10 protein-coding genes and 1 tRNA gene are annotated in these 14,159 nt (G+C 65.1%); 9 read left to right on the top strand and 2 right to left on the bottom strand.

What is annotated here, in order from left to right; all coding sequences use genetic code 11:
* Positions 1-1,049: 1,049 nt before the first annotated feature.
* The 7 genes from KHC19_RS16240 (at position 1,050) to KHC19_RS26485 (ending at position 11,237) form a co-directional block, all read left to right on the top strand.
* Positions 1,050-1,514: a hypothetical protein gene (locus KHC19_RS16240; protein WP_213353408.1), complete on the top strand. Its 465-nt coding sequence runs from the start codon at positions 1,050-1,052 to the stop codon at positions 1,512-1,514.
* Positions 1,511-2,008: a ribonuclease H family protein gene (locus KHC19_RS16235; RefSeq protein ID WP_213353407.1), complete on the top strand. Its 498-nt coding sequence runs from the start codon at positions 1,511-1,513 to the stop codon at positions 2,006-2,008. The genes KHC19_RS16240 and KHC19_RS16235 overlap by 4 nt, the downstream gene beginning before the upstream one ends.
* A gap of 17 nt (positions 2,009-2,025) precedes the next feature.
* Entirely contained in the window at positions 2,026-4,140 is a 2,115-nt protein-coding gene (locus KHC19_RS16230) for a hypothetical protein (RefSeq protein WP_213353406.1), read from the top strand.
* Between the two features lie 11 nt (positions 4,141-4,151).
* Positions 4,152-8,546 (top strand): D-alanyl-D-alanine carboxypeptidase family protein, encoded by a 4,395-nt coding sequence (locus KHC19_RS16225; protein ID WP_246548959.1) that lies wholly within the window; start codon positions 4,152-4,154, stop codon positions 8,544-8,546.
* Complete coding sequence (locus tag KHC19_RS16220; protein ID WP_213353404.1) at positions 8,546-9,430, top strand: hypothetical protein; 885 nt, start codon at positions 8,546-8,548, stop codon at positions 9,428-9,430. Before KHC19_RS16225 ends, KHC19_RS16220 begins: the two co-directional genes overlap by 1 nt.
* A 555-nt stretch (positions 9,431-9,985) precedes the next feature.
* A complete protein-coding gene (locus KHC19_RS16215) occupies positions 9,986-10,591 on the top strand; it encodes a recombinase family protein (protein ID WP_213353403.1) in 606 nt (201 codons plus the stop codon).
* Complete coding sequence (locus KHC19_RS26485; RefSeq protein ID WP_425514520.1) at positions 10,572-11,237, top strand: mismatch-specific DNA-glycosylase; 666 nt, start codon at positions 10,572-10,574, stop codon at positions 11,235-11,237. Before KHC19_RS16215 ends, KHC19_RS26485 begins: the two co-directional genes overlap by 20 nt.
* Positions 11,238-11,363: 126 nt before the next feature.
* Here KHC19_RS26485 and KHC19_RS16205 read toward each other — a convergent pair.
* Positions 11,364-11,439 (bottom strand) — tRNA-Ala (locus KHC19_RS16205).
* Positions 11,440-11,588: 149 nt separating this feature from the next.
* Positions 11,589-11,990: a TIGR02300 family protein gene (locus KHC19_RS16200; protein ID WP_213353401.1), complete on the bottom strand. Its 402-nt coding sequence runs from the start codon at positions 11,988-11,990 to the stop codon at positions 11,589-11,591.
* Between the two features lie 158 nt (positions 11,991-12,148).
* On the opposite strand from KHC19_RS16200, the gene aroA reads away from it, so the two are divergent.
* Complete coding sequence (gene aroA / locus KHC19_RS16195; protein ID WP_213353400.1) at positions 12,149-13,519, top strand: 3-phosphoshikimate 1-carboxyvinyltransferase; 1,371 nt, start codon at positions 12,149-12,151, stop codon at positions 13,517-13,519.
* The gene (gene cmk / locus KHC19_RS16190) at positions 13,516-14,145 is read left to right on the top strand and encodes a (d)CMP kinase (protein ID WP_213353399.1); all 630 of its coding nucleotides are present in this window, start codon (positions 13,516-13,518) and stop codon (positions 14,143-14,145) included. Before aroA ends, cmk begins: the two co-directional genes overlap by 4 nt.
* The last annotated feature ends 14 nt before the right edge of the window (positions 14,146-14,159 follow it).

The raw sequence follows: 14,159 nt of genomic DNA, 5'->3' as shown, positions 1-14,159 counted from the left end.
GGGGGGGGGGGGGGGGGGGGCTGCCATGTGGTTCACGTGGACCTGTACGAGGTGCGGGACGTGGTACCTTCCTCGCCCTCTCACGACCCCCATACTATGGGGAGTTCTTGACACTCAGGGGTAGCGGACCCACATTCCCGCCGTCGCAGAGACGGACTTCCAGCGACAGCTCGCCGGGCAACCGGTTCACACCCAAGAGTGGAATACCCAAGAAGCGTCCGATTAAAAAGGCTCCCTCACGGGGCCTTTTCCATTTTCTGTTCCCTTACCTGACGGTGGTCTCCCCACCCACCCCAGGAGGTCAATCATCACCTCCCTCACAGGGCCGGCTTCACCGTCTTGCCCTTGGCTATGTTGTAGACCAGCACGCGGAACGAAACGGGCTTGGTCCTTCGCCTGCCTGCCCCGTTTATCTGTAGGCGTTCATGTACGTGAACATGGGGCGATCATGTGGCACTCGGATCAGGTGGAGGGGGTTGAACCCCGTACGGACGCCCTATATAACATCTGTGCATCACGTAAGTACTCGGCTCCGAAACGAGCCTGTTAATGGCACCCCAAGGTCTACCACCCTTGGGGTTTGTCATTTGTGGACCGACCCCTCCGCTGGGAGAGGGATCGGCCCTCCTCATTACGCCTTGGCTAGCGAGATATAAATCTGCACGAACGCCAAGATAATGAAGATTGCATCAACGTACGTCATTCGGCTCCTTTCCGCCCGCGTGGATAGATTTCGTGGCCCGGCTACCACACCAGTCCACGAGCCCTCGTTTGCGGTTCTTAGTTGCGGCCCAAGCCCGCGCCGTCCGAATTCTCCGCTAGCAAGTGCAGGCAATGTAAGTATGCACGATAGCAGAGCTTAAGCGAGCCGAAGTTCGGCTCGTCCCCGCCCTCCCGAAGGGCACCCCCAAGCACTTCACACCTCCCCGACGTGACGGCTCCACGGCCTTGGACAGGCTTGTCCAGTGCCCGTGCCGTTCGGCCGTGTCTCCCCCGAGCCTCCGTCGCCGGGATCGGTGGGGAGTGCTTGGCGGTGCCCTGCGTGACCCGTGGGCGAGCACCATCCTCAACCCCTAGAAAACTGGACCACTCCCATCTCTCATTCGTCTTCGTCCGAGCCGTTGAGCCCGGACGCCATCGACCGCATCAACATCACTGCCGAGCAGCGCTATCGGGATGCCCTCCGTACCCGCGCCGCAAATGCTCACCCCCACGCGATCCATCTGCTTGTGAGCCCTGCGCCCTTTGAGCAGGGCTTTACCGTTCGCCTCGCTGATGAGATCGATGCCTTCACCATCTCTGAACATCCCATAGAGGCCGCCGGCTGGCTGCTCTGGCACGTCAGGGGCCACCTCGACACGCCCATCGTCGTGGATTGTGCGGTCGGCATCGTGCGGACGAACGTGCTCAACGCGAAGCTGATCGCTGACGAGAAGCTCGCGGCGGGCATCATGGAGCGTCCTGTCGCCCTCCAGCACCTGTCCACCTCCGCCTTCCGGGAATTCCCGCAGTGACGCCGGGGACCATCATCGGCTATGCGGACGGTTCCGCCCTCGACAATCCCGGTCCTGCCGGTTGGGCGGTGATCCTCCGCTATCCCAATGGTTCGCATCGGACCCTCGCAGGCTCCTGCGAGCATTCAACCTGCAATCGGATGGAGCTGACGGCCGCCATTGAAGCGCTTGCTTCCGTTGGGGACGACGTTCCGTTCGCGCTGCACCTTGATAGCAATTATGTCGTGAAGGGTGCCACGCTGTGGCGTCCCCAATGGAAAGCCCGAGGCTGGCGTAACGCCAACGGCAAGCCCGTCGCCAACCGGGACCTCTGGGAGCGTCTCTATACCGTCCTCGACGCCCGCCCACTCGCAACCCTCAAATGGGTTCGTGGGCATGCTGGAAACGAGCTGAATGAGGCCGTGGACCGGCTCGCCCGTGCCGAGGCGGAGAAGGTCCGGCTGGCTCAGGGCGGCATCAGTGCCGCTCTCTTCGGCCGTGGGGCCGCTCTCTGATGGCCGGTGATGGTCGGGTGATCGTCCCCGACCTCGCCCCGCCAAACCGTCTCCGGGTGCCGTCGCTAGGAGGCGATACCTACGCTCCCCCAGCCCGGCCGGTCATCAACAATGACCTTGATCGGATGGCGTCCTCCCTCGGAAACTTCTCCCAGACGCTCGCCAGCTATGGGCGCAAGCAGCAGGCGGAGCGGGAAGAGCAGGAGCGCAACAGCGCTCAGGCCAAGGCGCAGGCGTTCATAGCCGCCCATGGCCGCAAGGAACTCTACGATGCCGTCAATGCCGGAACGGCTCCCTACGCCAATCATCCGGTCTATGGCGCCATTTATGAGAAGCGCATTGCCGAGGACACGGCTGACGAGTTCCGGGGCGAGCTGAACCGTCGCATTGCCGATGGCGAGCTGGACCTCGCCTCCACCGATGTCGAGCGGTACCTGATCGAAGCGGGTGCCGACTACGCTAAACGTCTCCCCTCCGGCTCAGCGGTCGCCATGACCGCTTGGGGGCGTGGCATGGAGAGCATCCGGGGCTCCCTGCTGGAGTCTCAGCAGAAGCTCCGTGCCCAGCAGACGCATGAGTTCCGTATCGAGGAAGCTCAGCGCGACCTCGACAAGATCATCACCGGCAACCTGTCCGCCGGTCTTGACCCGGAGACCACGGCAGCCCGCTTGCGGGACGCCTACAGCTTCCTGGGGCGTGGAGAGAAGGGAGCCCTTCGCCTCTCCAACCCCGAGATTGATCAGCTCATCATGGGGCGGCTGAAGGATCAGGTTCGGCAATATCCTGAGCAGGTGCTCGGCATCCTCCATGCGGATCGGCATGATGCCCGGACCGGCGCCTCCATCGGCCCGTTGGCGAAGAACCCAAAATTCCTCTCCGATGCCCAGCTGATCGAGGACACCGCCCGGCGGACCCTTGCCGCCCGTGAGAAGGCCACGGTGGAGCAGGAGACGGCACGGGCGGACTTCGAAGCCCTCCGCACCGGGGACCCGTCTTTCTGGTCCATCTCGGACAAGAGCTACCGCAACACCTTCAGCGGCGAGACGGCCACGCTCAGCGGCGAGAGCCGGAGACAGGCGGCGGTGAACGAGTATTTCACCTACTCGGATCGGGTCGCCTCGGAGCAGCGGGAGAGCCCAGACGCGACCATGGAGCGGGACTATGCTGTCCTCGTGGAGCGTCTCGGGCTCCCGCATCCCCGCTGGAAGCAGACGCTGGAGGGGGCCGTCCAGACCATCGGCAACGATGTCTCACTCACCGATCCGGCCAAGGCTCGCACCCTCGGGGCGGCTGCCCGGTTCTGGGAGACGCTCTCCAATCGCAATCCCGCCTATGCCGATGGTCTCGTGGACCGGGATACGGCGGACTTCTTCCGGGTCTATCAGGCCTCCCGCAACAGCCTCGGGCGCACCGAGGATCAAGCCCTCCGGGACGCTGCCGCCACTCGTCGACCGCTGAACGCCGATGAGGAGGCCAGCCTCCAAGGTCAGGGGCAGGCGATTGAAACCGCCGTGTCGGGTACCAACGGGTTCTCCCTCTGGAAGCCGTCCACATGGCTCGGCTCCAGTGTCCGCAACGAGGGCACGATGAAGCGGCAGATTGTCGAGACGGCCAAGCTCTATGCCCGCATCCAAGGCGTAAGCCCGAAGAAAGCGGTGGAGCTGGCCTCTCGGGATGTTGAGAGCCGCACGGTGCTCATCAACGGCCAAGCCCTGTTCGGTGATCCCCATGTCACGCCCTCGACTAAGCCTCTGTTCGAAATGGCCCTTCAGGACTCCTACGAGCAGCACAGGGACTCGTTGAGGTCCCTTGGCTATGACGGTAGCGGCGACCTCTCCATCCGTCCTGTAGGCGGCTCTGGCGGTCTCTATGAGGTAATCTCTGCCGAGGATGGGGCTCCGGTCTCCGTGCCCGTTCGCGGGGAGGACGGGCGCCTCGGCTATCGCTCCCTCATGATCCGCGCCCGCGACCTAGACGCCTTCCGTGAGCAGCAGAGAGGCGAAGTGCTGGGCAAGGTCGTCCGCGATTGGAAGCCGGCTTCTCAAACGCCCCCCGGCATCGGAGACCGTCTCCGCCGTCCCAACCCTTCCAACTCTCCCGAGATGCCTGAGCGGGCTCCCGCACGGCGCTGATGGATCACGACATGGACACTCTCTCAATCGACCCGGATCGGCTCCGGGCCGAACTGCCCGAACTCGTCTCCGCAGCGGCTTCCGTGCTGCCCGATGATGGATGGGACGAACCGGAACTGCCGGCTGAGGCGATGCCGACGCAGGGGCTTGTGCCGCCGCCGGGACCCGCCCCGACGCTCCCCGTGGTGCCCGCCACCCCGAAGCAGACGCTGCGCTCCCGCCTCGTGCCCGGCAAGACGCCCGATCATGTCGACGGCCTCGACGATACCTTTGCCGAGCGGCTCAACCGCATGATGGAGGATGCCCCGGAAGGTGTCCGTGGGCAGCTCAGCATTCTCTCCGGGAGCCGTTCCAACCAGCGGCAGGCGGAACTCTTCGAGGAGGCCGTGAAGAAATACGGCTCCCCGGAGGCGGCCCGGAAATGGGTCGCTCCTCCCGGTCGCTCCCGGCACAATCACGGCACGGCGGTGGACCTCCAATATGCCAGCGATGATGCTAAGGCGTGGGTCCACGCTAACGCGGCCCGCTACGGCCTGCGCTTTCCCATTGTGCATGAGCCTTGGCATATCGAAACCTCCGAGGCCCGTGAGCGGGTGGCAACACCCGTGGCGGCGAAGGACTTCATTGAGGAGGCAGCCTTCCGCACGGGTGTCTCAGCTCGCTACCTCGCCAATCTCGCGAAGGCGGAAAGCGGTTTCGATCCCAGCGCCTCGCCTGACGCCTCCTCCGCCAAGGGCCTCTTCCAGTTCACGGACGGGACGTGGGCGCAGCTCATCGGGGAGAGCGGACTGGACTACGGCCTCCCGGCCAACGCCTCCGTTCTCGATCCCCGTGCCTCCGCCTTCATGGCCGCCGAGTACGCCAAGCGGAACAAGCGGGCGATGGAGGGGCGGCTCGGGCGATCCATCACCGATGGCGAACTTTATATGGGGCATTTCTTCGATGGTCCTCGGGCTGCCGAGTTCATCGGAGCGAAGGAAGCCAACCCCGAGGCCGCTGCCGCCACGCTCTTCCAGCGGGAAGCCGCGTCCAACCGGACCATCTTCTACGCCGAGGATGGCCGTGCCCGGACCCTCTCGGAAGTCTACGGCCTCCTTGCCGCCAAGGTGGAAGGTGGAGAGCCCGTCGCCGCTTCGGCCAACTCCCCCTTGGGCCGGATCGACTTCACCCGGACCATCGCCCCGACCGAGCTAATCCCCCCGGCGCCTCCGCCCCTCGTCACCGAGGAGGAATATGAGGCGATCCGCATGGGACACCGTGAGGAGACGATGGGGTTCTGGGAGGCCTATGGGCGCTCCTATGCCGACACGACCATCATCGGCCGGGCCTACTCCATGATCGGGGCTCCCGCCCTGCGTCCCGATCCCACTTTCCGGCTGGATGAGAGGAACCTCGCCCCGCTGGTGGAGGGCTTGCCCGAGAAGTATTGGGACCGCTTCAGCGATGCCGTCTCGGCTGAACATGCGGCATGGATACGCTCTCGGGCGCTGGAGGAATTTGAGGCCCAGAAGGCCGTCGAGGAAATGGGCTGGGCGGGGATCGGTGCCGAGATGCTTGCGGGTGTCACCGATGCCGGCGCTATCGCCATCGGCATCGCTACCGGAGGCGTAGCGGCGGGGGCCGCGACCCTCGCCCGCTTCGGCGCGGTCGGTGCTCGCATCGCCGCCGCTGCCGGCGGAGCCGTGGGCAATGTCGGTACCGAGCTTGCGCTCGACGTCATGGGCCGTCCGGTTGAGGACCGCTCCCTCCTGTTCTCAGCGGGAGTGGGTGCGCTCTTCGGCGGCGCCTTTGGTCCCATTGCGAGGAACCCTGCGACCGCTCAGGAGGCCGCACGGATCGTTCATGCGGCCCGTGGGCTGAAGCAGCAGCTTGAGAACTCCACGGCCCTCACACCCGCCCCCGCCTCGGCTGGTGCGGCCGCGAACACCAGCGCCATCGATCCCCGGCTCGGGGACAAGGCGTGGACCGCTGTGCGGGATGAGGACGTGGCTGAAGCCGCCATGGGCTCTGCTCGATTGGACGTAGCGGGACAGGTGGGTTCTTCGCCCAATCCCTCCGCCCGCATCCTCGGTAGCTCCCTGTTCAACAACACGGTGGGCAATGTGGACCATCGGGTGAACAGCATGTCCGCCGACATGGAGACGGCCCTTCTCACCAAGCGCTGGCAAACCGCTTGGGCGCAGGCGCGGGAGGGCGCCTATCGTAGCTGGGAGAAGGACTTGGGCTATGGCGTCTTCCGACGCCCCTTCCATCGTCGTGAGTTCTCTGAGCTGGTCGGCGACTACATCCGCACCACGGACCCGCTGGAGCGTGCCGAGTTCCATCCGGCCGTGCGGCAGGCGGGCGACGCTCAGGCCGAACTCAACCGGCGGATCTTGGGCGATCTCAACAATCCCTTGGCGGATCGCGGGCTCACCGGGCGTCCCGTGGCGGGCTATGGCGATATCCCGGATGATGTTCACTATCTGCCGCGTATCCCCGACGCGAAGAAGTTCAACGAAGCGCTTGCCGCTCATGGGCAGCGGGGCGTTGAGCGCTTCTATGCCGGGGCGATCCGCAGTGCCCAGCCGTACATAGACGAGGAGCTCCTCGACAAGCTGTCCCGTGGCATGGTCCGCAACATCTACGACCGGACATGGGGCGTGGATGATCGGCTGAACATGGCGCTTGCCGGCCGGGACGAGGACTTCCTGCGGCGCTTCCTTGCCGAGAATGCGGAGTTCTCGGAGGAGGAGGTCGAGCGGCTCATGGCCGGCATGGCGCGGAAGCCGGGAGGCGTGGACCGTCACGCCAAGTCCCGTGTCCTTCTGGACGAGAACTTCGTCCTCCGGGGCGTGAACGGCTATGGCACCGGGGACCTGTCCTTCAAGGACCTGTATGTCCGGGACGCCGACTTCCTGTTCAACAGCTACAGCCGCCATGCCGCCGCCAAGGTCGCCTTGGCCCGACAGGTGATCAAGAGCCCGACCACGGGCGAGGTGCTTCAGGACGGCATCGTCAGTGACAACGAGTTCGAGCGGCTCCTCGGGATCATCCGCAAGCGGGGGATCGACGAAGGGATCGACCTCAAGCAGCTCGATCTCGACGAGAAGAACCTACGTTGGGGCTATGGACGCATCCGGGGCAATCCCGATCCGGCCACGCTGAACAGTGGCTCCGACTGGCTGAAGGCCGCGCGGGGGCTGCAATACCTTCGCCTCGCGGGACAGTTCGGTTTTGCTCAGGTGGGCGAGATTGCTGCTACCGTCACGCAGGTAGGGCTCAAGGCGACCCTTCAGCATCTCCCTGCCTTCCGGCGGCTCGTCAATGCGGACGGCCAGTGGGTGCTCCGTCACGGGCTGGACCGCGAGGTTGAGGCAATCTTCGGCACCGGGACGGATCGCCTTCGCGGCGTTCACGCGCTCACCGTCGATGAGTATGCTGGCAGTCCCCACGCCCTCGACAGGGGGCGCTTCGTCGACAAGGCCAACGCCGCCCTCGATTACGGCTCCAGCATCGTCTCCGATCTCTCGGGCATGACGGCCGTCAACTCGGCGCTCCAGCGTATGGCCGCCAAGGCCATCGTCCAGAAGTTCGCGGACCTCGCTGCCGTCCCGAGCAAGGCCAGTCTGCGCCGTATGGCTCAGCTCGGGCTCTCGGAGGAGATGCTCGGGCGGATATTGCGACAGGTGGAAGCTCATACGGGCTTTGCCGATGGAGCCCTGTTCGGCCGGAAGGTTCGCCAGCTCAACCTCGACACGTGGCAGGACATGGAGGCGCGGGCGGCCTTCGAGCTGGGCGTGTTCCGCTACAGCCGCAAGGTCATTCAGGAAAACGACGTGGGCTCCCTGCATCGCTGGATGAGCAATCCCCTGATGCAGACCTTCCTCCAATTCCGCACTTTCATGCTGACGGCATGGGCGAACCAGTTCCTCCACAACATCCATATCCGGGACTGGAACGCCTTCGCCTACTTTGCCCTCTCTACGCTGGTCGGTGGACTGGTCTACACGGTGCAGACGCATCTTCAGGCCCTCGGGCGCTCCGATGCCGAGGAATGGACCCGCGAGCGCCTCAGCCCGCAATCCATGGCCCTAGCCGCCTTCCAGCGGAACGGCTGGTCCTCGGTGATCCCGAGCGCTGTCGATAGCGCCCTGTTCCTAACACCCCGAGCCGATCCCCTGTTCAGCTTCAGGAACACGGGAAGCGCCTCCGACGCCTTCCTCGGGAGCCCTGTGTCGGGGTTCGTGACGGATATGCGGGCGGCTGGAGCGGCCTTGGTGAACCCCATAGCGGAGGGGCGGGACCGGACGCAGCAGGAGTATCGAGCCTTGGTGCGACCGCTGCCCCTTCAGAACCTCATGCCCTTTGTCCAGCTCTATTCGACGCTGGTAGGGGGAGCCCCTGAGCGGAAGGACGGGCGGTGATGAGCGGGCTCTATTGGCTCGATGACGGACACGGTGAGGGGGAGCTGGAAGGCTCCTCCTCGCTGCCTCCGGGGATGTTGAGGGGGCTCGTGGGCGAGGACGGCACCTTGCCCGAAATGACCGGAAAATCTGAGAACCTGTTGGATCAAGACAGGCCGCGCGATACCCCCCGTGCCCCCTGCGCGGTAATGGCTCGGGCGGGTGACGCGCGGCTTTCCGATAGGCGCGGGCGACTAGAGAAACCGCGCGGGTCTTCGGATGATGCCGAGGCCCGCAAAAGCTGGGCTTGGGCGCCCGACCTCAAACCGGGCGACACGGTGCGGCCCGGCATCCTCTCCCGGTTCTCGGCTCTGCCCTCCGCCTCCGATCCCCCAGGCATCACCGGTGCCGCCTTCCGGCGCATGGCGGCTCCCGTCTTCGCGCTCGTGCGGGAGGCTCGGGAGCTTTATCGGTGGGGACGGCACAAGCAGGCCCGCAACCGCATGATGGTCGCCGAGCAGCACACAGCTCAATTGCTCGGGGAGGAGGAGCCGTCTTCCGCCGAACTGAGGGCTGCTGTCACCAGCGCTCAGAGTCGGATGTATCGGGTCGCCGGGGACGCTGAGGAGGCGCTGGAGCGGGTTCTGCGCAATGCGTGGCTCTATGACTGGACGAACCCGGAGCGCTGTATCCGCCGGCTACGGGCTCTGCATTTCCCCGACAGGATGAGCATCCCGGATCAGCTCACGCCCGTCGAATGGGACCTTGTGAGGGCAGGGAACCCGCTGATGATCGTCCTCGCCTACCCCGTCATCGCCGGAACAATCCGGGCGCAGATGGATGGCAAGTTCGGGCAGCCGACGATGAATGCGAAGTGGGGGCAGAACCCGCTTCCGAGTCCGTAGCGGGACCTTGGGCGGGCTCCGGGAGGCCACGAACATCCTCTCAGATGGAGATGCAAACGCCGGCTGGCGGGGCTCCCGGAGCCGCTTCTGATCGGCTAGCCGATTTGTTCGATGATGATGGCGCGGATTTGCTCGCGCGTCAGTCCGCAGGGTTCGGGTTTCCAGTCAGGGCTGGAGCGGACGACGTTCACTGCGGGGGTGGACAGAGAGGCGGTAGTGGGTCGGTTGGAAGTCTGAATATGCATGGGTCCTTAGTGCCGCGCCGATGAATATGGGCGGCTGACGCTCGTGCGTCGATTGGAGTGAATGAGCCCACAAGCTGTTGCCGGGGCGGGATCGCTTCAGGCGATGGAGCTTACCTACCGGGATAATGCGTTCCCAATATGACGCCTCAGCGGGAGCCCTCTGGCCTGTACCGAAAACCCTCACGGAAATCGTCATTTTCGACTGAACAGGATCAACGGTTTGCGGACGGCACAATGCTCATACGCAAAACACTTGATTTACGTACAGTGACGGGTAGACTCATCGGCATCGTTCCCTCGGAGCCCTGCCATGTCCGCCAAGCGCGTCGCCTTCTATCTCCGTGTGTCCACGGGTGAACAGACCACGGCCAACCAGCGTCGGGAGCTGGAGGCGGTAGCCGCCAAGGCGGGTTGGGATGTGGTTGCTGTCTACGAGGATGCTGGCATCTCCGGGTCCAAGGGCCGCGAGCATCGCCCCGGCTACGACAAGCTCCTCAAGGCCGTCACACGTCGCGAGGTGGACATGGTGGCGGCGTGGTCAGTGGACCGTATCGGCCGCTCCATGCCCGATCTCGTGTCCTTCCTCACGGAGCTGCATGCCCGTGGAGCGGACCTCTATCTCCACCAGCAGGCCCTCGATACCTCGACGCCAGCCGGGCGGGCCATGTTCCAGATGATGGGCGTATTCGCCGAGTTCGAACGCTCCATGATCCAAGAGCGCGTCAAGGCGGGTCTGGCGAGGGCCAAGGCGGACGGAAAGAAGCTCGGCAGGCCCAAGGTGGCCGGGGCGACGGAAGCCGCCATACGGGCCGCTAGGGCGGAGGGGAAGGGTATCCAGAAGATCGCGAAGGAGCTTGGGGTGGGTGTTTCGGTGGTTCAGCGGGTTGTCGGAGCGGATGCTGCTGAGGCGGCTTGATCGGACAGGAGCGAGGGAACCTCTGTCTTTTTTGCGTTGCTGTTGGATGATCGGTGTTTTTTGCAGGATCGCGAGAGGGCGAGGGAATATCCGTTTTTCGTCTCGCATTGTCAGCCTCCACCGAGGCGCATTGGAGTTCCAGCGAATGCTCCCTGATTATCTCTCGCCTGCCCTCGACGTCATATTCTGCGGCACTGCCGCCGGGCGGCGTTCCGCTGAGCTAGGGCATTATTACGCGGGCCGAGGCAATCGATTTTGGCCCACGCTCTATGAAGTCGGTCTCACGCCTGCCCTATTGCGACCGCAGGATGATGCGTCGGCTCCTCAATATGGCATTGGCCTAACTGATCTTGCCAAGGATGTCGCGGGGGTTGATCGCGATATTCCGCCCACGGCTTACGTGCCCGAACGATTGCATGCTGTCCTGCAAGAATGGAAGCCAAAACGGCTAGCCTTCACCAGTCTCACAGCGGCTCGGCTAGGCCTCGGACTCAGGGGGCGCATAGGAGCGGGGCTTTACCAAATAACTGCTATCCCCAACCTAGAGGTATGGGCGTTGCCATCTCCATCAGGAATGGCGCGAGGCCATTGGGACATCGCTCCGTGGAGGGCTCTTGCCGAAAGTATTAGGGGCTGGCCCGCCTAGATTGCAATCTGTCCGATTGAGACTGATTGGGGGTACGCACCTAGGGTACGAAATGGGGTACGCAGAGAGTTTCTGGCGCCCGATAACTTGCTGAAATATCTATGATATTTTCGCCGAAGTGAGAATTGGTGGAGCCAGGCGGAATCGAACCGCCGACCTCTTGAATGCCATTCAAGCGCTCTCCCAACTGAGCTATGGCCCCACCGGGGGCGCCAGACGCGCGAACCTCGAAGAAGTCCGCTTGGGGATCATCCGGCTTGTCGCGGCAGCTGCAACCGCCGCGGGACGCTCGTAAAGCACAGGGCGAAGGAGACTGCAAGCCTCGATTTTTTCGCCCTGTGGATTTCCTCGTCAGCCTTCCTCGTCGTCCTCGAGTCCGTCGCCGATCAGATCGGTGACATCGTCGCCATCGTCCTCGTCTTCCTCGAGGAAGGTGTCGTCGTCATCGCTGTCGTTCTCGACCTCGTCGTCGATCTCGATATCGTCGTCGCTGGTCGTCGACTTGGCCGGGGTGGCGGCCTCCTCGTCGGCATCCTCCAGCGAGACGAGCTCGACGTCCTCGGCTTCCTCGGCCTCGTTGTCGGTCTCCGCCTCGGTGGCGCGGCTGGTCTCGGGACGGCCGCGGGAGACCGCAACAGTGATCGGCACGATCTGCCCGGTATAGGGCGAGATGACCGGATCCTTGTTCAGATCATAAAATTTGCGCCCCGTGACGGGGCAGACACGCTTGGTGCCAAGTTCGGGTTTCACCACGGTTCTGACCTCGGAAGGTGGTGGGTGAAAAAGGGTCGCTCCCATTGGACGCAGCTTCTTGCGCTGTCAAGACGCAATTGCGCAAAGCCGTGACGCGGCTCGTGCCGCCGTGTAAGGAGTGCTCGCGCCCTATTTATGCTTTCCTCGAGGTGCCTTCAATGAGTGCCACTGCTTCTTCGTCCGGCGGACATGCCGCCTCGCCCTCCCCCGCCGCCGCCTCGTCCTCCGGCCCTCTCGCGGGCACCGTCACGGTGCCGGGCGACAAGTCGGTGTCGCACCGGGCGCTGATCTTCGGGGCGCTGGCGATCGGCGAAACCCGGATTTCCGGGCTCCTGGAAGGCGAGGATGTGCTCAACACCGCCAAGGCCTGCGCCGCGCTCGGCGCGCGGGTGGAGCGCCTCGGCGCCGGCGAGTGGCGGGTCGAGGGCGTCGGCATAGGTGGCCTGCGCGCGCCCGCCGCGCCGTTGGATTTCGGCAATTCCGGCACCGGCGCCCGGCTGATGATGGGCATGGTGGCCGGCAATCCGATCGAGGCGACGTTCGACGGCGATGCCAGCCTGCGTCGCCGGCCGATGCGCCGGATCCTCGATCCTCTTGAAAAGATGGGCGTTTCCGTCGAGGAGGCCGCCGAGGGCGGCCGCCTGCCGATCCGCCTCAAGGGTCCCCGCGACCTGATTCCGATCACCTATGAAAGCCCGGTCGCCTCGGCGCAGATCAAATCGGCGGTACTGCTCGCCGGGCTCGGCGCGCCGGGCGAGACGACGCTGATCGAGAAGGAGGCCAGCCGCGACCATACCGAGCGTATGCTGGCGCATTTCGGCGCCGAGCTGCGGGTGGAATCCCATGGCGCGCATGGCCGCAAGGTGACGCTGAAGGGCCGGCCGGAACTCAAGCCGACGCCGATCCACGTGCCGGCAGACCCCTCTTCCGCCGCCTTCCCGCTGGTGGCGGCGCTGATCGTGCCGGGCTCCGACGTCACCATCAAGGGCGTGATGATCAACCCGCTGCGGACCGGATTGTTCAAGACTCTCAAGGAGATGGGCGCCTCCATCGAGCTGCTCGGCGAGCGCGTCGAAGGCGGGGAGAGCGTGGCGGACCTGCGGGTGCGCCATTCCGCGCTCACCGGCGTCGACGTGCCGGCCGAGCGGGCGCCGTCGATGATCGACGAGTATCCGGTGCTGGCGGTGGCGGCGGCGTTCGCGCGCGGCACCACGCGGATGCGCGGGCTCTCCGAGCTGCGGGTGAAGGAATCCGACCGCCTGGCGGCGGTGGCGGCGGGGCTGGCGCAGGCCGGCGTCACCTATGCCATCGAGGGTGACGACCTCATCGTCGAGGGAACGGGCACGGTGGCCGGCGGCGGCACGGTGGCGACCCATATGGACCACCGCATCGCCATGAGCTTCCTCGTCATGGGGCTCGCTACTGGCAAGCCTATGAAAATAGACGATATTTCCTTCGTTGCCACCAGCTTCCCGGCCTTCGTGCCGCTGATGCGGGGGCTGGGCGCGGCGATCGAGGTGGCTTCGTGATCATCGCCATAGACGGGCCGGCGGCTTCCGGGAAAGGCACCGTGGCGCGGGCTCTGGCCGCGCATTTCGGGCTGCCGCATCTCGACACCGGCCTGCTCTATCGTGCTGTGGGTGCTGAGGTTTTGGCTCGTGGGCTCGACTTTGCCGATGTGCCGGCGCTGGCCCGCCTCGCGGCGTCGCTGGACGTCTCCGCGCTCGATGCCGAGGCGCTGCGGACCGGGCCGGTGGGCGAGGCGGCCTCCCGCGTTGCCGAAATTCCTGAGGTTCGCCAAGCACTTGTCGACCTCCAGCGCGACTTCGCCCGCCAGCCGGGCGGGGCGGTGCTGGACGGGCGGGACATCGGCACCGTCATCGCCCCGGAGGCGACCGTGAAGATCTTCGTCACCGCCAGCCCCGAAGCGCGGGCCGCCCGGCGCTTCGCCGAGCTGTCGGCGCGCGGCGAGGCCGTGACGCCGCAATCGGTTCTGGACGATATTCTCAAGCGCGATCAACGCGATAGCTCGCGTGCCGCGGCGCCGCTGCGGCAGGCGCCGGATGCCGTGCTGATCGACAACACCCACCTCGACAAGCATGAGAGCATCGCCCGCGCGCTCGCCATCGCCGCCGCGCGCACCGGCCGGAGCTGAGCGCCCGGCGGGTA

Source organism: Ancylobacter oerskovii (genome assembly GCF_018390555.1).
Lineage (GTDB): Bacteria > Pseudomonadota > Alphaproteobacteria > Rhizobiales > Xanthobacteraceae > Ancylobacter > Ancylobacter oerskovii.
The sequence above is the reverse complement of the archived record's forward strand: the minus strand, read 5'-3'. Positions and strand labels throughout refer to the sequence as shown.

Bases quoted from the DNA above. Each gene is read 5' to 3' on its own strand.
- KHC19_RS16225 (WP_246548959.1), top strand. From the start codon at position 4,152: ATGGACACTCTCTCAATCGACCCGGATCGGCTCCGGGCCGAACTGCCC.
- KHC19_RS16220 (WP_213353404.1), top strand. From the start codon at position 8,546: ATGAGCGGGCTCTATTGGCTCGATGACGGACACGGTGAGGGGGAGCTG.
- KHC19_RS16215 (WP_213353403.1), top strand. From the start codon at position 9,986: ATGTCCGCCAAGCGCGTCGCCTTCTATCTCCGTGTGTCCACGGGTGAA.
- KHC19_RS26485 (WP_425514520.1), top strand. From the start codon at position 10,572: ATGCTGCTGAGGCGGCTTGATCGGACAGGAGCGAGGGAACCTCTGTCT.
- aroA (WP_213353400.1), top strand. From the start codon at position 12,149: ATGAGTGCCACTGCTTCTTCGTCCGGCGGACATGCCGCCTCGCCCTCC.